The 19,923-nt window shown below is 53.3% G+C and carries 16 protein-coding genes; 6 read left to right on the plus strand and 10 right to left on the minus strand.

Going from position 1 to position 19,923, the window contains the following annotated elements; translation table 11 throughout:
- Positions 1 to 78: 78 nt before the first annotated feature.
- Positions 79 to 648, plus strand: a complete 570-nt coding sequence (gene efp / locus PGR91_RS02330; RefSeq protein WP_055202873.1) for an elongation factor P — start codon at positions 79 to 81, stop codon at positions 646 to 648.
- A 239-nt stretch (positions 649 to 887) separates the two neighbouring features.
- On the plus strand, positions 888 to 2,924 hold the full coding sequence (locus tag PGR91_RS02335) for an alpha-galactosidase (protein ID WP_118655547.1): 2,037 nt from the start codon (positions 888 to 890) through the stop codon (positions 2,922 to 2,924).
- A 342-nt stretch (positions 2,925 to 3,266) separates the two neighbouring features.
- Here the strand turns inward: PGR91_RS02335 and PGR91_RS02340 are convergent, their stop codons facing one another.
- Entirely contained in the window at positions 3,267 to 4,661 is a 1,395-nt protein-coding gene (locus PGR91_RS02340) for an aminopeptidase P family protein (protein ID WP_101572077.1), read from the minus strand.
- A 318-nt stretch (positions 4,662 to 4,979) separates the two neighbouring features.
- Between PGR91_RS02340 and PGR91_RS02345 the strand changes: the two genes are divergently transcribed.
- The 3 genes from PGR91_RS02345 to ruvB are packed head-to-tail and all read left to right on the plus strand — an operon-like array spanning position 4,980 to position 7,212.
- Positions 4,980 to 5,588, plus strand: coding sequence for a polysaccharide deacetylase family protein (locus tag PGR91_RS02345; RefSeq protein ID WP_055202880.1), 609 nt, complete (start codon positions 4,980 to 4,982; stop codon positions 5,586 to 5,588).
- On the plus strand, positions 5,567 to 6,160 hold the full coding sequence (locus tag PGR91_RS02350; RefSeq protein WP_259336699.1) for a UbiX family flavin prenyltransferase: 594 nt from the start codon (positions 5,567 to 5,569) through the stop codon (positions 6,158 to 6,160). Before PGR91_RS02345 ends, PGR91_RS02350 begins: the two co-directional genes overlap by 22 nt.
- 47 nt (positions 6,161 to 6,207) lie before the next feature.
- Positions 6,208 to 7,212 carry a Holliday junction branch migration DNA helicase RuvB gene (gene ruvB, locus PGR91_RS02355; RefSeq protein ID WP_055203551.1) on the plus strand — a complete coding sequence of 335 codons (1,005 nt, stop codon included), beginning with the start codon at positions 6,208 to 6,210 and terminating at the stop codon, positions 7,210 to 7,212.
- 22 nt (positions 7,213 to 7,234) lie between these two features.
- Here ruvB and PGR91_RS02360 read toward each other — a convergent pair whose 3' ends face one another.
- From PGR91_RS02360 to folB, 3 genes are all read right to left on the minus strand, one after another.
- Positions 7,235 to 7,558, minus strand: a complete 324-nt coding sequence (locus PGR91_RS02360) for a DUF3467 domain-containing protein (protein WP_055203553.1) — start codon at positions 7,556 to 7,558, stop codon at positions 7,235 to 7,237.
- A gap of 167 nt (positions 7,559 to 7,725) precedes the next feature.
- A complete protein-coding gene (locus tag PGR91_RS02365; protein WP_101571997.1) occupies positions 7,726 to 10,308 on the minus strand; it encodes an adenosylcobalamin-dependent ribonucleoside-diphosphate reductase in 2,583 nt (860 codons plus the stop codon).
- Between the two features lie 129 nt (positions 10,309 to 10,437).
- Complete coding sequence (gene folB / locus PGR91_RS02370) at positions 10,438 to 10,794, minus strand: dihydroneopterin aldolase (RefSeq protein ID WP_055202885.1); 357 nt, start codon at positions 10,792 to 10,794, stop codon at positions 10,438 to 10,440.
- A gap of 202 nt (positions 10,795 to 10,996) precedes the next feature.
- Between folB and PGR91_RS02375 the strand changes: the two genes are divergently transcribed.
- Positions 10,997 to 12,526, plus strand: coding sequence for a sensor histidine kinase (locus tag PGR91_RS02375; RefSeq protein ID WP_228385826.1), 1,530 nt, complete (start codon positions 10,997 to 10,999; stop codon positions 12,524 to 12,526).
- A gap of 131 nt (positions 12,527 to 12,657) precedes the next feature.
- Here PGR91_RS02375 and PGR91_RS02380 read toward each other — a convergent pair whose 3' ends face one another.
- The 6 genes from PGR91_RS02380 to clpB all read right to left on the minus strand — a co-directional run bounded on the left by PGR91_RS02380 (position 12,658) and on the right by clpB (position 19,567).
- Positions 12,658 to 13,188: a hypothetical protein gene (locus tag PGR91_RS02380; protein WP_101571999.1), complete on the minus strand. Its 531-nt coding sequence runs from the start codon at positions 13,186 to 13,188 to the stop codon at positions 12,658 to 12,660.
- Positions 13,189 to 13,196: 8 nt separating this feature from the next.
- Positions 13,197 to 14,390, minus strand: coding sequence for a 6-bladed beta-propeller (locus PGR91_RS02385; protein ID WP_118458124.1), 1,194 nt, complete (start codon positions 14,388 to 14,390; stop codon positions 13,197 to 13,199).
- A 22-nt stretch (positions 14,391 to 14,412) separates the two neighbouring features.
- On the minus strand, positions 14,413 to 14,709 hold the full coding sequence (locus PGR91_RS02390; protein WP_145996523.1) for an NVEALA domain-containing protein: 297 nt from the start codon (positions 14,707 to 14,709) through the stop codon (positions 14,413 to 14,415).
- 352 nt (positions 14,710 to 15,061) lie between these two features.
- Complete coding sequence (locus PGR91_RS02395; protein ID WP_118655549.1) at positions 15,062 to 16,174, minus strand: 6-bladed beta-propeller; 1,113 nt, start codon at positions 16,172 to 16,174, stop codon at positions 15,062 to 15,064.
- Positions 16,175 to 16,230: 56 nt separating this feature from the next.
- Positions 16,231 to 16,569 (minus strand): NVEALA domain-containing protein, encoded by a 339-nt coding sequence (locus PGR91_RS02400; RefSeq protein WP_118655551.1) that lies wholly within the window; start codon positions 16,567 to 16,569, stop codon positions 16,231 to 16,233.
- 406 nt (positions 16,570 to 16,975) lie between these two features.
- A complete protein-coding gene (gene clpB / locus PGR91_RS02405) occupies positions 16,976 to 19,567 on the minus strand; it encodes an ATP-dependent chaperone ClpB (RefSeq protein ID WP_118655553.1) in 2,592 nt (863 codons plus the stop codon).
- Positions 19,568 to 19,923: the final 356 nt, after the last annotated feature.

Raw genomic sequence — 19,923 nt, forward strand, 5'->3', positions numbered from 1 at the left:
TTGTAGTGGGCGATGGATCTTCGGTTTTCATTTTTCGGAAAAAAAAACTACTTTTGCAACCTAAAACAATTCAATGCAATGGCAACGACAGCAGATATCAAAAACGGAATGTGCATCGAACTGGACGGTAAAACGTTTTCGATCGTCGAATTCCTGCACGTAAAACCCGGCAAAGGCCCGGCCTTCGTCCGCACCAAACTGAGAAACCTCGAAAACGGGCGCGTGCTCGACAAAACGTTCTCGGCCGGCGAGAAGATCGAACCGGTTCGTGTGGAACGCCGTCCCTACCAGTACCTTTACGAAGACGATTTGGGCTGCAATTTCATGCATACCGAAACGTTCGAGCAGATCCATATCGACCGCAATCTGATCAATAATTCCGACCTGATGCGCGAAGGACAGGTCGTGGAGGTGATGTTCCATACCGAAAAGGAAACCGTCCTTTCGGCCGAACTTCCTCCGGTAGTGGACATGGAAGTGACTTACACCGAACCCGGCGTGAAAGGCGACACCGCTTCGACCAATTCGCTGAAGCCGGCTACGGTCGATACGGGAGCTACTGTGAAGGTGCCGTTGTTTATCAATACCGGCGACAAAATCCGCGTGGATACCCGTACCCGCGAGTACAACGAACGGATCAAAGAATAGGTCTCGAACTTACGATTGGCAAGCCGCATTTGTAAAAATGCGGCTTTTTTGTGCCGTTTCGGAATAATTTCGGTATCTTTGAAAACGTGCACGGCGATTGTTTCGGATAAGAGGGCCGTTTTTTGGAACGTGTATGGGTTGCCGTCGCCCGTTTTGTCACCGCGGACGGAGGTATGCGTCGTTTATGGAAATTTTCCGTGCGGTACGGATTCTTTTTTAACGTTCAATAAAATAGATTTATGTTCAGAAAACGCGTTTTTCTTATTTTACTCGCATCGTGCGGTCTGGCCGTTTCGCTTTCCGCGAAAAAGGCGGAAGCGTCTGTTGCCGTTCCGCAGTCACAGATCGATGCTTGCCGCGCATGGGTCGATCGGCAGTTTGCCGTCGGCGGACCGCTGCCGTTCAGTTTCGTTTACGACGGGAAATCTTCCGGCGAATTTTTAAGCGGCTGCAAATTGAAAGTGAAAACCGGTTCGGCGGATGCCGCCCGCAAACGGGAGGTGCGGACTTATACCGATCCCGCTTCCGGCCTGGAGGTGCGCTGCGAGATCGTTCGTTATGCCGATTACCCGGCCGTGGAGTGGGTCGTCTATTTCAAAAATAACGGCAGGACGAAAACCGGAATCCTCGAAAACCTGTTGCCTTTGGACGTTCCGTTCGGATTGGACGGGAAAGACGACGTTTACCTGAACTACAACGAGGGAGGGCACTCTGGAGCGAAGGATTTCCAGCCGAACCGGATGAAGCTCGGCCGGCAGGAGGCCAAAGAGGTCGGCGCTTTCTGGTACGGTTTCCCGACGGCCGAGAACCTGCCGTTCTTCAATGCGGAGTGGAACGGCGGAACCCGGGGCGTGATGACCGCCGTAGGTTGGCCTGCGCAGTGGAAAGCTTCGTTCGACAGGAAGGCCGATACGACGCTGAACGTTCGCATCGGACAGATTAAAACGCGCTTGTACCTTGAACCGGGCGAGGAGATTCGCACGCCGCTGGTCGTGGTGATGTTCTGGAACGGGACGCGCGATGCGGCGCAAAACATGTGGCGCGGCTGGATGTACGACCATAACCTGCCGCGTCCGGGAGGCCGTTTGCCCGAACCGATCCTCGAAGCGGCCAGTTCGGCCTATTTCGCCGAGATGTTCCATGCTACGGATAAAGACCAGATGGAGTTTATCGACCGTTACCTCGAAGAGGGTGTGAAGTTGGATTACTGGTGGATGGACGCCGGCTGGTATCCGAACCGGGGAGGTTCGTGGCAAGATCTGCTCGGAACGTGGTATCCCGACCCGAAACGTTATCCGAACGGACTGCGGGCGATCAGCGACCACGCCCATGCGAAAGGGGTCAGGTCGTTGCTTTGGTTCGAGCCGGAGCGCGTGACGGCCGGCAGTTGGATTTATGAAAACCATCCGGAGTGGACGCTCGGCGACGGCACTACCCGCTTTTTCAACTACGGAAATCCCGAAGCGCTGGCATGGATGACCGATCATGTGGACAGTCTGCTCAAAAGCGAGGATATCGACCTGTACCGTCAGGATTTCGCCGTCATGTCGTCCGATTACTGGAACGAGGAAGACCGCAAAAATCCCGACCGGCAGGGGATCGCCGAAATCAAGCACGTAATCGGTTACCTGAAATATATGGACGAGCTGCAACGCCGCCATCCGGGGATGCTGATCGACATCTGCGCCGCCGGCGGCAAGCGGCTCGAACTCGAAAACCTGCGGCGCGCCGTACCGCTGTGGCGCAGCGACTACGCGTTCGAACCGGTCGGCGTGCAGGGACAGACTTACGGACTTTCGGCCTGGATTCCGTTCTCCGGCGCCGGGGTCAACCGGATCACGGCTTACGATTTCCGCAGCAACATGAGCCCGTCGATCGTGCTGAATCTCGACTCGCGGGTCAAGGACGCCGATTACCCGTTGCTGCGCAGATTGCTGGCGCAGTGGGAGGAGGTGCGCGGCGACTATCGCGGCGACTTCTATCCGCTGACTGCGTATAGCCTGCAGGACGACGTGTGGATCGGCTGGATGTTCTTCCGTCCCGAGACGGGTACGGGCTTCGTGCAGATGTTCAACCGGGCCGGGTCGATCTACGATTCGGGCGTATGCCGGTTGAAAGGGCTCGATCCGCAGAAACGGTACCGGGTTACCGATATGGATACGCAGCAAAGCGTATTGTTCGGTGGCGAGGAGCTGCTCGGCCAGGGGCTGCGGTTCACTTTTACGCAGGCTCCGGAGTCGAAATTGATCCGGATCTCCGAAGTCGACCGGCCGTAATGCGTCGGCCGGAAGGAGCGCTCCCGAAAACGAAAACAGAAAAGATTCCGCCCCGCCGGGCGGAATCTTTTTTATTCGGGGTCCCGTACGGGTTGCCGGGACGGTTGCTCCGTTCGCAAGGGTTCCGACGCTCCGCCCCGTTCCGGCGGCGAGGATTTTCCGAACGGTGCCGTCTCGGAAAAATTTCGGGGCCGGACGGAATGCACGGAATTTTATTTACTTTTGCCTGAAAGCGGTTCCGTACCCCGAACGAAACATTCTTGTCCCCGCTGTTCTATCGAATGAAAATCGACGGGAAAAACGGAACCGCTTTTTGCGCTCTGCGGCAGGCGGGCGGAGCCGTTATCCGCCGTTCATGTACGCTTCGATCCCGGCGGTCGTTACCGGGGGGCGGTTACCGCCGAGCATCCGGTTGCCGTAATAAGTAATCAGCATGTCGTCCTCGATCCGAATACCGCCGAAATCGAGGTATTCCCGCACTTTTTCGAAGTCGATGAACCCGCCGCCGAGTCCTTCCCGTTCCCATTTGGCGATCAGCGCCGGAATAAAGTAAATGCCCGGCTCGACCGTGATGACGAAGCCTTCTTTCAGCCGTTTGCCCATTCTGAGCGACGAAAGCCCCGGCGTCGAGCTGCGCAGCGTCTCTTCGTCGTAGCCGACGTATTTTTCGCCGATATTCTCCATGTCGTGCACGTCGAGCCCCATCTGGTGTCCCAACCCGTGCGGCATGAACAGCGCCTGCGCCCCCACCCCGACCGCGTCCTGCATGTTGCCGCGCATCAGGCCGAGCGATTTGAGTCCCTCGGCGATCACCATCGACGCTTCGTTGTGCATCCGGTAGTAGAACGTGTCCGGTCCGGCCAGTTCGAACGTGCGGTCGTTGGCCGCCAGCACGATGTCGTAAACGTCTTTTTGCCTGCCGGTGAAACGTCCGTTGACCGGGAATGTCCGCGTGAAGTCGCTGCAATAGTTCATCGCCGTCTCTGCGCCGGCGTCGATCAGCATCAGCCGGCCGCTTTGCAGGACATGGTCGTAATCGTGGTTATGCAGCGTTTCGCCGTGCTGCGTTACGATCGACGGGAACGATACTCCGGCTCCGTGTTGCAGGGCGACGCCTTCGATCGCCCCGGCGATTTCGCGTTCGGTAATCCCCGGACGGCACATGCGCATCGCCAGGCGGTGCATTTTGCCGGCGGTCTCGCAGGCCCGTTCGATCTCTTCGATCTCCGCAGGCTCTTTTACCTCGCGCAACGCGACGACGGCGCGCGCCAATTCCGCCGAAGCGTAGGACGCCAGCCGGTCGGCGCGGATGCCGAGCAGTCGGCTCATCGTCGAACGGGTTTCGCCGCGATACGGCGGCAGGAAGAGGATGCGGCGGCCTTTGGCGACGGCCGCTTCGATCCGCTTCTGCAGGTGGGCGGCCGACTGTGTTTTTTCGACGCCGACTTCGCCGGCCAGTTCGGCCAGGGAAGGCTGGGGCCCCGTCCAGATAATGTCTTCGAGGGTCGGGTCGTCGCCGAACAGAACGTCTTCGCCGGAATCCAGATCGAGCAGGCCGGAGCAGCCCGGGCGGTTCAGCCCGAAAAAATACAGGAACGTGCTGTCCTGCCGGAATCGGAACGTATTGCCCGGATAGTTGGCCGGAGATTCGTCGTTGCCCGGTAGCAGCACGAGGCCGCCGGACAATTTGGCGTGCAGCGCCTTGCGGCGGGCGATATAGGTTTGTTTGTCGAACATGGCTTTTTCGGTTGAGGTTTTACGCCGCGCCGCCGGTGTGCCGGACGGCGGCGGCATGTTTTCAAAAGTAGGCTTTTTTTGCCGGAATCGGAACGGGGAACCTTCATTTTTTCGATAGGCGGCCGTCGCTTCGGGCGCGCGGTTGCGGACGGCGGAACAACAAAACGTGCAAAAATCGCGTTGTTTTGACAATTGAAGCAAAAAAGCTTACTTTGCGAAAATTTTCCGGAGGTTCCGGCCTGCTCCGTGCAGTATAAAATAACGCTTTTTTACGGTATCGCGTATCCGCCGGTACGCTTTATCCGGATATAACGGACCATGTACATACGACCGCCTAAATTCATACGACGCCTGTTTCCTTCGCTGATCTGGTCGATGCCCGAAAGCGACCGGGTTTATCTGACGTTCGACGACGGCCCCACGCCCGGCGTTACCGAGTGGATTCTCGACCAGTTGGCCGAGTACGACGCCAAAGCTACGTTTTTCTGCCTCGGCAAAAACGCCGAGCAGTACCCGCACCTGTACCGCATGATCGTGGACGCCGGACACGCCATCGGTAACCATACCTACAGTCACCAGAAAGGTTGGGGCATGAGTCTCGAACGTTACCTCGAAGACGTCGATTTCGCGAACGATATCCTGCATACCGACCTGTTCCGTCCGCCCTATGCGCGGATCAAGCCGTCGCAGGCGCACCGCATCAGCGAACGTTACAACATCGTGATGTGGGACGTGTTGAGCCGCGATTACAGCCGGCTGATCTCGCCGCGGCAGTGTCTGCACAACGTTACCAGACACGTGCGCGGCGGTTCGATCGTCGTATTCCACGATTCGGTCAAGTCGTTCCGCAACCTGCGTTACGCGTTGCCGCGCACCTTACAGTATTTGCAAAAACAGGGACTCGAATGTTCCGTAATCGAATTATGAAGATGGACGGACGACGAAAAATCATCGTAGCGGTGACCGGAGCCAGCGGTTCCGTCTATGCCCGCCTGCTGTGCGAAGCGCTTTCCCGCGTCGCGGAATTGGGCGAGATCGCGCTGATCGTCACCGGGAACGGCCGCCGCGTCGCTGCGTTCGAGGACGGCGACAAATGGCTGTCCGACAGCCGTTTTACCCGTTACGACGACGACGACCTGTTCGCCGCGCCGGCTTCCGGTTCGGCTTCGTACGATGCGATGGCGGTGATTCCCTGTTCGATGGGTACGGTCGGACGGATCGCTTCGGGCGTTTCGGACAACCTGGTGTGTCGGGCGGCCGACGTGATGCTGAAGGAGCGGCGGCGGCTGATTCTCGTCACGCGCGAGGCTCCGCTCAGCGCGATCCATTTGCACAACCTCTTGCGGCTGACCGAGGCCGGCGCGATCGTCTGTCCGGCGTCGCCGTCGTTCTATTCGAAGCCGGCGACTGTCGAACAACTGTGCGGAACGATCGTCGAACGCGTCTTGTCGCTGCTCGGCGTTGATGCCCCGCATTACGAATGGGGAGCCGAGCGGTAGCGTATTTCGGCAAATAATCGTTATCTTTGCAGCGTCAAGCCGAACCGATGAAAGATATCCGGAACATAGAGACCGACCTCGATTTCGAGAACAAGATCCGCCCGCAGGAACTCAAAACGTTCAGCGGACAGGACAAGATCGTCGACAACCTGACGGTGTTCATCCAGGCGGCGCTGATGCGCGGCGAATCGCTCGACCACGTGTTGCTGCACGGGCCTCCGGGACTCGGCAAGACGACGCTCGCGAATATCATTTGCAACGAAATGGGGGCGACCCTCAAGATGACCTCCGGGCCGGTGCTCGACAAACCAGGGGATCTGGCCGGTTTGCTGACGAATCTCAATGCCGGCGACGTGCTTTTCATCGACGAAATACACCGGCTCAGCCCGATCGTCGAGGAGTACCTGTATTCGGCGATGGAAGACTACAAGATCGACATCATGCTGGACAAGGGGCCGAGCGCCCGTTCGATCCAGATCGAGTTGAACCCGTTCACGCTGATCGGCGCTACGACTCGCAGCGGATTGCTGACGAGTCCGTTGCGGGCCCGGTTCGGGATACAGTGTCACCTGGAATATTACGATAGCCGTGTTTTGAGCGGGATCGTCCGCCGTTCGGCCGGTATCCTGAACATCCCGATCGACGATCAGGCGGCCCGGGAAGTGGCGCTACGCAGCCGCGGTACGCCGCGGATCGCCAACGCTCTGCTGCGCCGGGTGCGCGATTTCGCAATGGTCAAGGGCGGCGGGCATATCGATCTGGAAATTACGCGCTATGCGCTGAATGCGCTGAATATCGACGCGCGGGGACTCGACCGGATGGACAACAAGATCCTCACGACGATCATCGACAAGTTCGGCGGCGGCCCGGTCGGCCTCGGCACGATCGCCACGGCTGTCAGCGAAGATACCGGCACGATCGAAGAGGTTTACGAACCGTTCCTGATCAAAGAAGGTTTTCTGAAGCGCACCCCCCGCGGACGCGAAGCGACCGAGCTGGCTTACGCGCATCTCGGAATCATTCCGCCGACCCGGCAGGATACCCTGTTTTAACCCGTTTTAAACGTCCGTTTTTTCAGGCTTCGCCCCCGATGAAGCTCATGGCCATGCTGGTCTCTTCGGACGGCATTTTGGGCAGGTTAATGGTGCCTACGACCGCTTCGTAGCGTTCGATGTTCTCTTGCAGCGACAGCAGCAGCCGTTTGGCGTGTTCCGGAGCCAGGACGATCCGGCTTTTGATCCGCGCTTTCGATACGCCGGGCATCATCCGGACGAAGTCCAGTACGAATTCCGACGTGGAATGCGAGATGATGACGAGGTTGGAATATTCGCCTTCGGCGATTTCGTCGTTCAGTTCGATATCCAGTTCCCGGCTTTCCGGAAATTTATGTTCGATCATGTTTCGCGTTTTATAGGTGTGGGTGTGTTGGTTCCCGTTTTTTCCCGTTAGTCCGGGAAAGGGCGCCGTTTCGGGATGCCTCCCGACAAACGCCCGTTCCAAGACCCGCGGGGAATCAACCGTCCGCGACTCGCCGGCTGTGACGAACCCGGTTTCCCGGGAGCCGGTTATCCGCATTTGGAGTAACCGCAGCTCATGCAAACCGGACAGCTGTTCTGATAAACCAAGGTTTCCTGTCCGCAGTTCGGACACTTCTCTTTGGCTTTGGTTCCATTGGCAATGTATTGTTTCAGCGCACGTGCCACGCCGTTTTTCCACGTATTGATGCTCTCGCTGTTCAGGTGCAGCGATTCGATCAAAGTCACCACGTCCAGAATCGGCATACCGTTGCGCAGCACGCCCGAAATCAGTTTCGCGTAGTTCCAGAACTCTTCGTCGAACAGGCGCGAGATGCCGCCGATCGTGTTCGTGTACCCGTATTTGTCCTTGTACTGGAAGTCGTAGCGTTTGTTGCCTTCGGCGTCCTTGACCTTGATGATCACGCCTTTTTTGATTTTCTGCGGGATGAACATCGCATCCTCCTCGATCTTTCCGGTGAAAATCTCGTAGGGACGGTCGTTGTAAATGCCGACGAACGAGATCCAGTCCTCCTCGCCGTTCTTGAAGCGAACGATGTCGGCGGACAATTCGAGCGGGCGTTTGAGCGGCGGCCGGTATCCGTCCGGATTGACCGGAGCTTCCTCCGTCTTGGCTCCCTTTTTCTTCTTCTTGTCGACCAGCACGCCGGCGCGCGATCCGTCGCGGTAAACGGTGACGCCCTTGCAGCCGTACTCCCAGGCCGTCAGGTATACTTTGGCGACCAGTTCTTTGGTCACTTCGTTCGGCAGGTTGACCGTTACCGAGATCGAGTGGTCGACCCATTTCTGAATGGCGCCCTGCATCTTGACCTTGCTGACCCAGTCGATGTCGTTCGCCGTCGCTTTGTAATAGGGCGACAGGGCCACCAGTTTGTCGATTTCGGTCATCGGCATGTTTTTGACCTCTTCGATGTCGTATCCGTTCACTTCGAGCCAGACGAGGAATTTGTGGTGGAATACGTTGTATTCTTCCCAGGAATCCCCTACTTCGTCCACGAAAGTCACTTTGACATCCTTGTCGCCCGGATTCACTTTGCGCCGGCGCGTATAGACCGGACGGAATACCGGTTCGATGCCCGAGGTGGTCTGCGACATCAGACTGGTCGTTCCGGTCGGGGCGATCGTCAGCATCGCAATGTTGCGGCGGCCGTGTTTCACCATTTCTTCGTAAAGGGCCGGGTCCGCCTCTTTGATGCGTTCGATCATCGGGTTGCCCTCTTCGCGCCCGGCGTCGTATATCGGGAATTTACCGCGCTCCTGCGCCATCTTGACCGATGTGCGGTAGGCTTCCACTGCCAGCGTTTTTTGTATTTCGACGGCGAAATCAGTCGCTTCGTCGGTTCCGTAGCGCAGGCCCAAGGCTGCCAGCATATCGCCTTCGGCCGTGATGCCCAGGCCCGTACGGCGTCCTTGAAGCGCTTTTTCGCGGATTTTCTCCCACAGTTTCACTTCCACCTGGCGGATGTCCTCGTCTTCGGGATCTTTCGAGATTTTTTCGAGGATCGCTTCGACCTTTTCGAGTTCGAGGTCGATGATATCGTCCATCATCCGCATGGCTGCGGCGACGTGCCGCCTGAATTTATCGAAGTTGAACGAAGCCTCCTTCGTGAACGGCTTGTCGACGTAGCTGTACAGGTTGATCGCCAGCAGGCGGCAACTGTCGTACGGGCACAGCGGAATTTCGCCGCACGGATTCGTCGAAACGGTGCGGAATCCGAGGTCGGCGTAGCAGTCCGGCACCGATTCGCGCAGGATGGTGTCCCAAAACAGCACGCCCGGTTCGGCGGACTTCCATGCGTTGAAGACGATTTTGTTCCACAATGCGCGCGCGTCGATGTCTTTCTCGTACATCGGCTTGTCGGAATCGATCGGGAACTGTTGGTGGTATTTTTTGCCGTCGATTACGGCGTGCATGAATTCGTCGTCGATCTTGATCGAAACGTTCGCTCCGGTTACTTTGCCGGTTTCGACTTTGGCGTCGATGAAGTTTTCTGCGTCCGGGTGTTTTACCGACAGCGACAACATCAGCGCGCCGCGCCGTCCGTCCTGCGCCACTTCGCGCGTCGAGTTCGAATATCGCTCCATGAACGGCACGATCCCCGTCGAGGTCAGCGCGCTGTTCAGCACCGGGCTGCCGGTGGGCCGGATGTGCGACAGGTCGTGCCCGACGCCTCCGCGGCGTTTCATCAGCTGCACCTGTTCTTCGTCGATGCGGATGATGCCGCCGTACGAGTCGGCCGGATGGCGGTGTCCGATCACAAAACAGTTCGACAGCGACGCGATCTGCAGGTTGTTGCCGATGCCGGTCATCGGCCCCCCCTGCGGAATCAGGTAGCGGAACTCTTTCAGCAGGTCGTACACCTGTGCGGCGGTCATCGGATTCGGATAGCGCCGTTCGATCCGTTCGATTTCGTCGGCGATCCGGCGGTGCATCTGCTCCGGAGACTCTTCGTAAAGATTTCCCATCGAATCTTTCAGCGCATACTTGCTCACCCATACCGTTGCGGCCAGGTCGTCGCCCTTGAAATATCGTTTGGCGACCTCTACGGCGTCGGCATAGTTGTACGTCTTCATTGCGTCGGTCTTGCTGTTGTTTTGTGTTTTCTCAGACATGATCAATAACTCGGTTAACCGTCCCGTGTTCGTCAGGGTTCGGCGTTACAAGATTACGAACTCTTTGTTTTTTCCGGAAGCGCCGGTGGCGAATCTTATCAATATTTTATCAACACTTTCCGGAATGCCCTATTTCTCAAGGCTTACCGAAACGCGTTCGATTTTTCCGCCCAGCGGCGGCGCCATTTTCGAGACTTTGACCCGCACCCGTCGTGTCGGCGGGAATCTGCGGTAGATCGCGTCGATGATGCGCCGGGCGACGTGTTCGAGGATGTGCGATTTGACGGCCATCTGTTCGCGGACGGTTTCGTAGACGTGCAGGTAGTTGATCGTGTCGGCCACGTCGTCGCTTTCGGCGGCCAGCGACAGGTCGGCTTCGATCGTAACGTTCACCAGGAAACGGTTTCCCACTACTTGTTCGAGCGGGTAGCAGCCGTGAAATGCCTGGAATTCCATGTTTTCCAGTTCGATAACAGTCAATGACATTGCGTTTCGGTTTTTATGCATACAAAGGAATGTATAATTGTCCGGTCTTTCCGGTTTCGGCGTGTGAACTTATTGACATTTTATCGGCAGCGGACTCCCGGAAAGAGCCGGATATCGTTGCCGATACAATATTTTATTCAGATTCTCAGGTCAATTCGATTTTTTTAGTATAACTTAGTACCGGCAAACAAAGCTACGAGTGATGAGTCGGATGCGGTTCTTTAAAAAAAACAGGCGTTCGTCCGGTGCTTCCGGATCGCAGAGCGTTTCGCAGATGCAGCAGGACAATATGCTCAGTACATTGTCCGTGGGACTTTTGGCCGTCGACGCATCCGGAAAAATACGAAGGATCAATACCCAGGCGCTGAGTGATTTGAAGTTGGACCGATACGAGGTGTCCGGTCGGGAGATGCAGGAGTTCTTCGGAATTTTCCACGACGGGCGCAATATTCTTTCCGAGTTGATGGAGCGTATTGTCAGCGGAGAGCAATCCATTGAGTTGCCTGTGAATACATACGTTCGTAAGTTGGGGTCGGAAGATAAATTCTATGTCAAAGGTCAATTCATCGGAGAATATGACGGCAGACGACTAATCCGGATATTTTTCCTGTTCCGGAATATCGAGGAAGAACTGACCCGGGAATACGTTCTGGAAATGGCGTTGACCGATGCGAAGATTTTTCCCTGGTTTTTCGATATCGAACAAAACAAAATGATCATCGACGCCCGCTGGTTCACTCATCTGGGTATTCCGGTGGGAGACTGTACGCTGACGGCCGACGAATTTGCCGCCAGGGTGCATCCCGAGGAACGGGACGGCCTGATCGAAGCGCTGATGTCCCAGATAGCCGGGAAATTGAATACGGATCTTTTCACCTACCGTTTGCAGCGCGCCGACGGAACCTGGGAATGGTTCCAGGAGAAATCCGTTTACCTGGGTCGGACGGAGGGCGCTCCGTACCGGATCGTGGGAGTTTGTCAGAGCATCCAGAATCATAAGATCGTCGAGCAGAACCTGATTGCCGCGCGCGATCGGGCGCAGGAGAGCGACCGGCTCAAGTCGGCGTTTCTGACCAATATAAGCCATGAGATCCGTACTCCGCTGAACGCCATCGTCGGTTTTTCAAATCTGTTGACACACGGAGATATTGCTATCGACAGTTCCGAGGGGCAGGAATTCGTCAGTCTGATCAATACCAACAGCAACCAGTTGCTGGCTTTGATTTCGGACGTGCTCGATCTGTCGAAAATCGAGTCCGGGACGATGGAATACAATTTCGCCGAATGCGGGCTCGGCCGGTTGTTGTCCGATATTTATCACAATTATTTGCTGGATATGCGTCCGGACGTACGGTTCGATCTGATGCTTCCGGATGAGGATATGAAAATTACGACCGACGCCGTGCGGTTGCGGCAGGTGCTCGACCACTTGCTGTCGAATGCGGCGAAATTCACCTTTGCCGGGCACATCGGCCTCGGTTATGCGATCGCTGCGGACGTACGTACCGTGGAGCTGTTCGTCGAAGATACCGGTTGCGGAATTCCTGAAGATAAGCAGCGAGACATTTTCAAACGCTTTTTCAAAGTGGACAGCTTCGTGCAGGGTGCCGGGCTGGGCCTGCCGATTTGCAGGACGATCACCGAGCGGCTCGGCGGAACGGTGTCGTTCGTATCCCGGTTCGGGGAGGGTTCCCGCTTTGCGGTGACGCTGCCGCTGGACGGCGAATCGTGATTTCCGACCGGAGATCGGGATTCGTTCATCGCTATTTGCCGACAAGTAAACAGTTTAATAATGAGGACTTTGTAATCAAATGAAGAGGGGCGCGGGAATAGTTCGACCGTAACGATATTGTGATTTGCTTCTTACCGTTCCCGGATGTCCGTCAACCGGGCGATCTCTTTTTCATAAAGATTCCAGAGTTGCGTATTTCCGATCGGATTTCCTACGATCAGCGGATGATTGCCGCTGTCCAGTAAAAACGTTTGGAGTACCGGAGTACTGATCCGGTTGTTCGTACGAAACAGGCCGGCCGTATCGTACACTACCGGGAACCGCCAGTTTATGCTTTGCAGTCTGTATCGTGTCGACGGGATGTCTTGTGTTTCGCATACCAATACGACCGGAATCCGGAAGTGCTTATGGACTACCGACCATAATTTCAGATCGCTGAATTTGCAACTGATGCATCCCGAAGAGTCGACGTAATGGATTAGTTTCGGTTTTGTTCCGAACAGGAGGGAATCGGCCGCCCGATCCGGTGAATACGTATGGTCGAAACGAACCGGGCGGGACAGAAATTCTACGATGTACTTATCCTTTTCGGCGATCCGCCTTTGGCAACCGGTCGGCGCCGTCAACACGATCGCCCACAACAAAAGGTGCGAAATTTTCATACGTCGGCTCAGAACGGTTTGAATCTGTAATAGATAATCACAGGGTTGGCATCGGGTTCCATTCCGTTGATCATATCGAGGTATTTGCCGGAGAATTTGTAATAGTCGCTCAGGTTTTGCATTGTGATCGCATTGTGCGGCTGATAAAACCATTCTCCTTGTTGGGCCATGGCGGACTGCGTTAAAAATTTCAGCGTACTGTTACCCTCTATTTTCATCGGGTTGTATAAATATGATTTTCCGCTTTGCGGTGAATAGAGGTAACGAAGGCTTTCTCTGGAATTGAACGTAATTGAGATCGGGGTTCCGTTATCGAATATTTCAAAAGGAAGGAGATAACCCTTTTCTTCCCAGGAATCGTAACGGTGGGACGGGTTATTTTCGTCCGATTCGATTTCGTTTCGTTGTCGTTCCGATAATCCTTTGATATGTTTGCCTTCCATCTCCAATATGTAGGATGGCTTTATGGTTCCGTCGGCCGATATGTTATAGACAGTATCGCCGAATATGGGCAAAAAAGAGATACTACCGTCTGCATGTGAAGAGGTTGCATGAGTACCTAAGATATTGTGTTCAGGAGTCCGGTTTTTGATATAACCTCCCGTCGTTTTTCCCGTCATGTCGATAATATGCAGATCAAACTCTTTAAGTAGACCGGGAGGTTCTTGCTCCTTGTTTACATAATTGTAATGGATTAGTTTTTGGTCGCGGAACGCAATGACGATTCGGGGACGGAAATCGGTATGCACGATTTTTTCCAACTTCAGGTTTTCATCATAAATGAGTATTTTATTCGAAAATCCATCGACGGCCAGAACCTTATTGGTGTAAGGATCCGTACGCATCCAGTCCAGCATGATATACTCATTTGGTCCTCTTCCTTGGGCTGAAATTTTTCTGAGAAATTTTCCATTTTTGTCGAAAGACAGAATAGTCGTTCCTTTAAAATCGAGGATATAAAATTTGTCATTCAAGATTTCCAACCCTCGCATGTCTGCAAACAGGGATTCGGGGGTCGTTTCCAATTGAATATACCCGACCGAATCTATCAGGTTTTCAATGGATAAGTCCGGGTCGATATCGTGTACATGCAATATCGTGATTGAGTCCGATGTCGCCACTTTATATTTGGAGTTATTGGTATTGCAGGAAAATAATCCTGCAATACCAATAACAGGTAGAATTGATTTCCAAAGTTTCATTTATGGTATGATGTTTTGCCAATTATATTGAACAGTCGGGGCATCCTGAGTGTTGTGATCCTGAAATACAGGTATCTTTTGTCCCTGGAATATAGGTTCCTTCTTGCGTGGGATTTTGTTTATTTGCAACATAGACTGAACAATTTATTGTGGGAGGAACCCAATCAAACTTATTTGTCGACTGTTCAGGGTCGGCCAATGCTTCAATGTTGGAAAACAGTAAATCGGTTTCAGATTTGTGAAATTTTTGGATATAAGCTGAAACCGCTAAAGCTCCGGCGATCCCGACACAAAACAATTTAATAGTTCTTTTTTTCATGATTATGTTAGTTTGTTAAATAAGGTTATTGTCTAAATTTTTGATTCCGATATAAAATATATCAATAAATATAAGAAGAATATATCAGCGTTATTTGTTTATTCAGGTCTAAATATAGTATAGAAAGGCTAATGGATTATAAAAAAACACTCCGAACGATCTCGGAGTGTTTTTTATAACTAGCCTAAAGACTGCCCTCGCGCCGGGCGGGCGGTCGCGCGGCGACGCCGCGCGATCAGTTTTTGAAAACCAATCCCTCCTTGCCGTCGGCGTCGACGGTGATCGTGCTGTTGCGGCCACCTTGCCGGCCGAGATCTCTTTTCGGGGATTTATAAGGTTGATTTGTTTATTATTAATTGTTTTTCAGCCGGAAAAACAGGACCCAATTATTGTCGTTATCATTAATCGACGCACTTGCGACGGTTTCGATGAAAGGGTATTGTCCGGTATATTTTTTCACAGCCGGGACCAAAGCCTGGATTTGGTTGATGGAAACGATCGAGAAATATTCATTGTCGTCGTTTATTGCCAAAGGAGCTTGCCAAAAGAAAAGACTGTAAGGAAATTTCAACTCGTTGAATACATAATAGACTTGTGCATTTTTGTTGTAATAGACAGGATAGCGCGCATCGAATGTTATCCAATTTCGTGTTTCGGTAAAGTTTTCAATTTGTTGAACGCTCTTGTCTTTTGCTATTTTTTGCATGAATGAAGCCGGATCGGATACTTCGAGTAGGTCGTCGGGCATATTTTTCACCCCGAAGTCATAACGGTATTTGATTTTTAGCTCGTTGTTTTTCAATGAGTAAACATTGTAGTCGAAAAAATTGAGAATGAATGTTTCGTCATTATAGGAGAGGATGGATCTGTTATTGCAAAATGCGCTCGGGAGGTTGATTATTTTTGATTCGACGGGTAGGTATTCGCCGGTTTTTTCTCCCTTGTCGTTGAATGTGTGGACATGGTATTTGTCCGCGACGGATGAATAAACGATGTAGCCGCCTGCCGGATTAACCGCGATTTGATCTCCCTGGCAAATGGGTATTGTTTTTACATAGTTTCCCTGAAAGTCGTAAAATTGTAATTGCGATTTGTTGTTGTCGAAAACAATAAGCGTATTGTCCTGTACGATAAAATCGTCTGCCGTGATATATTCCTGGCCTGAACGTCCCTGTCGGTTGATTTTCTGTCGGAATTTGCCGGTTGTATCGAAACAAAAAACGGTGTTTTGCATTTTGTCCAGAATGAAAATCGACCGGCCTTTTACGATTACCCGGTCGTACTGCCCGACGATGCAACTGTCGTTCGTTTCCAAAGGAACCAAACGGATATCGTCTACGATGTTTTCCAGTTGTTCATTGCCGTAGCTGCGCGACAGGTCGATCCGGATCGAATCGGGATTTTGATCTTCCCGGGAACAGGAATACGATACAAGCAATAGAAAAAAGAGGAAATAATATCTCATAAATATTAAATTTGGAGAACAGCCTGGGAAAAACTCCCAGACTGTTCTTGTTAAATCTAATCACAGGACTTTACTACGCCGTTCAGGCTTGGGTAACATTTATTTCCTGAGGATGATTTACAATAAGTAGTATATACATGACACGTAACTTCACGTTCATATTTTATCGTTCCGTCCGGATTGTATTCTATTTTTGTTTCATTATGGCTTTTATGGTCGGTTTTATTTTTGTAGTCCGGAATATATTCTTGTGTTGTTTCTTCACCTCTTGCCAGCGCTTCTACGTTAGCCGTCAATAAGTCATCGGAAACATAAGCTCTGTTTTTCATATAAGCTGTTACAGCAAAAATAAATACGGCTGTTACGCCCATGGCTAAAGTGTGTTTTTTCATCATAAATCTTTTTAAGGTTAGATAGAATTAAAAGAATCTGCCAGAGATGTAAACTTGTATTTGTCAGTGTCTGTTGTAAACACTACAAAATTCGTTGGTTTATCCCTCAAAATAATGATAGTTTTTAATTTAAAGATATTATTGATTTTTATCCATAGGCATTAAATATTTAGAATATAATATTAGCATATTCTCGAAATTAAGTAAAACAAATTCTCCGGGCAAATTCTCCGGGCAAATTCTTGGGAATTTGCTATATTTAGGTCTGAAATTATTATTATCCTCTTTTGATAGTAATATTTGAGAAACATAAAAACACTCCGAAAAAAACTTTTCGGAGTGTTTTTATGAAATTAACCTATGGATAGCCCTTGCGCCGGGCGGGCGGTCGCGCGGCAACGCCGGATGATCAGTTTTTGAAAACCAATCCTTTGGCGTCGGCGTCGACGGTGATCGTGCTGTTGCGGTCTACCTGGCCGGCCAGGATCTCTTTCGAGAGTTCGTTGACCAGGTACCGTTGCAGCGTCCGTTTGACCGGACGTGCGCCGAACATCGGGTCGTACCCTTCTGCGGCGAGCCAGTCGATCGCTTTGTCGGTCACCTGCAGTGCGATGCTGTTCTGGGCCAGCATTTCGTTGATTTGGCGAATTTGCAGCACGACGATCTGGCGTACGTCGTCGCGGGTCAGCGGCGTGAACATCACGATCTCGTCGATACGGTTCAGGAACTCCGGCCGGATCGTCTGTTTCATCAGGTCGAAAACCTCTTTTTTAGTCTCTTCGAGCACGCTTTCGGGCGGCGTATCGTCGGTGTATTTCGACAGCCGGTCCATAATGATGTGCGAACCGATGTTCGACGTCATGATGATGATCGTGTTGCGGAAATCGACCGTGCGGCCTTTGTTGTCGGTCAGTCGGCCGTCGTCGAGCACTTGCAGCAGGATGTTGAACACGTCCGGATGCGCTTTCTCGATCTCGTCGAGCAGTACGACCGAGTAGGGCTTCCGCCGCACGGCTTCGGTCAGTTGACCGCCTTCGTCGTAACCGACGTATCCCGGAGGCGCTCCGATCAGCCGCGATACGCTGTGCCGCTCCTGATACTCGCTCATGTCGATACGCGTCATCATCGTGTCGTCGTTGAACAGGTATTCGGCCAGCGCTTTGGCCAACTCGGTCTTGCCGACGCCGGTCGTGCCCAGAAAGATGAACGATCCGATCGGCCGGCGCGGATCTTGCAACCCGGCCCGCGAACGCCGCACGGCGTCCGAAACGGCCGCGATCGCCTGATCCTGTCCGATTACCCGGTCGTGCAGCTCGCTCTCCATTTTCAGCAACTTCTCACGTTCGCTCTGCAGCATCCGGCTGACCGGAATGCCCGTCCAGCGGGCGACCACTTCGGCGATGTCTTCCGCATCGACCTCCTCTTTGATCATCGCCCCGGCCTCGGCGTTTTTGTTCACTTCGGCCTGCAGTTTCTGAATCTCGGTCTCCGTCTCGCGCATTTTGCCGTAACGGATCTCGGCCACGCGGCCGTAGTCGCCGTTGCGTTCGGCTTCGGCGGCCTGAACCTTCAGATCGTCGAGCATCTGTTTGTTCTTCTGTATCTTCTCTAAAATATCCCGTTCGCTCTGCCATTTGGCGCGCAGGGTCGTGCGTTTGGCGTTCAGTTCGTCGATCTCGCGCGTCAGCTCTTCGATCCGACCCTTGTCCTTCTCGCGGCGAATCGCTTCGCGCTCGATCTCCAATTGGCGTACCTTCCGGTCGAGTTCGTCGATCTCTTCGGGCACGGAGTTCATTTCGAGCCGCAGCTTGGCCGCCGCTTCGTCGATCAGGTCGATCGCTTTGTCGGGCAGGAAGCGCGACGTGATGTACCGGTGCGACAGTTCGACCGACGCAATGATCGCCTCGTCTTTGATCCGCACCTTGTGGTGGTTTTCGTAACGCTCTTTCAGGCCCCGCAAAATCGAAATGGCGTCCACGGTCGTCGGTTCGTCGACCATTACCTTCTGGAAACGCCGTTCGAGCGCTTTGTCCTGTTCGAAATATTTCTGGAACTCGTCCAGCGTCGTGGCGCCGATCGCGCGCAACTCGCCCCGCGCCAGCGCCGGTTTCAGGATGTTGGCCGCATCCATCGCGCCGTCGCCTTTGCCGGCTCCGACCAGCGTATGGATTTCGTCGATGAACAGCAGGATCTCGCCTTCGGCCGAAATTACTTCTTTGACCACGGCTTTCAGCCGCTCTTCGAACTCGCCCTTGTACTTCGCTCCGGCGATCAGCGCGCCCATATCCAGCGAATAAACCTGTTTGCTGCGCAGATTCTCCGGGACGTCGCCGTCGACGATCCGGTGCGCGATTCCTTCGGCGATGGCCGTTTTGCCGACGCCCGGTTCGCCGACCAGGATCGGGTTGTTTTTGGTTCGCCGCGACAGGATTTGCAGTACCCGCCGGATCTCCTCGTCCCGGCCGATCACCGGGTCGAGTTTGCCCTTGCGGGCCTGTTCGTTCAGGTTGATCGCGTATTTGCCGAGCGCGTCGTACTCCTGCTCGCTGGTTTGGCTGTCGACGGTCGAACCTTTGCGCAGCTCTTTGATCGCCGCGATCAGTTCTTTTTCGGTCGCGCCGGCGTCTTTCAGCAGCCGTCCGGCCTCCCCTTTTTCGGCGATGATACCGAGCAGCAGGTGTTCGACCGAGGCGTATTTGTCGCCGAACGTTTTCGTGAAATCCGAGGCTTTCTGAATGACCGCGGAACTTTCGCGCGAAAAATAGGGGTCGCCGCCTTCGACTTTCGGCAGCCGGTCGATTTGTTGTTTCAGTACGCTTCGCAGCGCCCCGACGTTTACGCCGAGTTTTTGTAGCAGAAATACGCCCAGGCTGTCGTCCTCGGCGACAATGGCGCTCAGAATGTGCAGCGGTTCGACGGCTTGGTTGCCGTTGCCCGACGCGAGGTTCATGGCGCTTTGCAGGACTTCCTGCGCTTTGATTGTCAGACTGTTGATGTTCATATCTTATTCTCCTTTTATTTTCGTGTTTTATCCGTTGTTTCAGGAAAGCAGCAAAATGGCTGCCAGAGAACGGTTTGTGAAAAAATGACGCAGAATACCGGACAAAAATGACAGAACGAACTGTCCGGAAGACATATCCGTGGCATAAATCCTGCCTAAATGACAGGACGGTCCTTCCTGTTTTCCGGAATGCTACGGATTTGTTTTCTAAGCTATTTTCGATCGTTTGTTCAAAATATAATAGTTATATTTACGTTATTGAATTATCAAGCTGATAAATAATGAATTACTCGCGTCGAACGGGAAAGGAGAGAAACGATAAACGGGTCCGGATTGTCCGGGTTCTAATAACCTAA

Origin of the sequence: Candidatus Alistipes pullistercoris (assembly GCF_027665465.1) — a bacterium.
Lineage (GTDB): Bacteria > Bacteroidota > Bacteroidia > Bacteroidales > Rikenellaceae > Alistipes_A > Alistipes_A hominis.

Coding starts and splice junctions, on each gene's coding strand:
- PGR91_RS02350 (WP_259336699.1), top strand. CDS start 5,567: ATGTTCCGTAATCGAATTATGAAGATGGACGGACGACGAAAAATCATC.
- clpB (WP_118655553.1), bottom strand. CDS start 19,567: ATGAACATCAACAGTCTGACAATCAAAGCGCAGGAAGTCCTGCAAAGC.
- PGR91_RS02360 (WP_055203553.1), bottom strand. CDS start 7,558: ATGATCGAACATAAATTTCCGGAAAGCCGGGAACTGGATATCGAACTG.
- PGR91_RS02345 (WP_055202880.1), top strand. CDS start 4,980: ATGTACATACGACCGCCTAAATTCATACGACGCCTGTTTCCTTCGCTG.
- PGR91_RS02380 (WP_101571999.1), bottom strand. CDS start 13,188: ATGAAAATTTCGCACCTTTTGTTGTGGGCGATCGTGTTGACGGCGCCG.
- folB (WP_055202885.1), bottom strand. CDS start 10,794: ATGTCATTGACTGTTATCGAACTGGAAAACATGGAATTCCAGGCATTT.
- ruvB (WP_055203551.1), top strand. CDS start 6,208: ATGAAAGATATCCGGAACATAGAGACCGACCTCGATTTCGAGAACAAG.
- PGR91_RS02335 (WP_118655547.1), top strand. CDS start 888: ATGTTCAGAAAACGCGTTTTTCTTATTTTACTCGCATCGTGCGGTCTG.
- PGR91_RS02365 (WP_101571997.1), bottom strand. CDS start 10,308: ATGTCTGAGAAAACACAAAACAACAGCAAGACCGACGCAATGAAGACG.
- PGR91_RS02390 (WP_145996523.1), bottom strand. CDS start 14,709: ATGAAAAAAAGAACTATTAAATTGTTTTGTGTCGGGATCGCCGGAGCT.
- PGR91_RS02400 (WP_118655551.1), bottom strand. CDS start 16,569: ATGATGAAAAAACACACTTTAGCCATGGGCGTAACAGCCGTATTTATT.
- PGR91_RS02385 (WP_118458124.1), bottom strand. CDS start 14,390: ATGAAACTTTGGAAATCAATTCTACCTGTTATTGGTATTGCAGGATTA.
- PGR91_RS02395 (WP_118655549.1), bottom strand. CDS start 16,174: ATGAGATATTATTTCCTCTTTTTTCTATTGCTTGTATCGTATTCCTGT.
- efp (WP_055202873.1), top strand. CDS start 79: ATGGCAACGACAGCAGATATCAAAAACGGAATGTGCATCGAACTGGAC.
- PGR91_RS02375 (WP_228385826.1), top strand. CDS start 10,997: ATGAGTCGGATGCGGTTCTTTAAAAAAAACAGGCGTTCGTCCGGTGCT.
- PGR91_RS02340 (WP_101572077.1), bottom strand. CDS start 4,661: ATGTTCGACAAACAAACCTATATCGCCCGCCGCAAGGCGCTGCACGCC.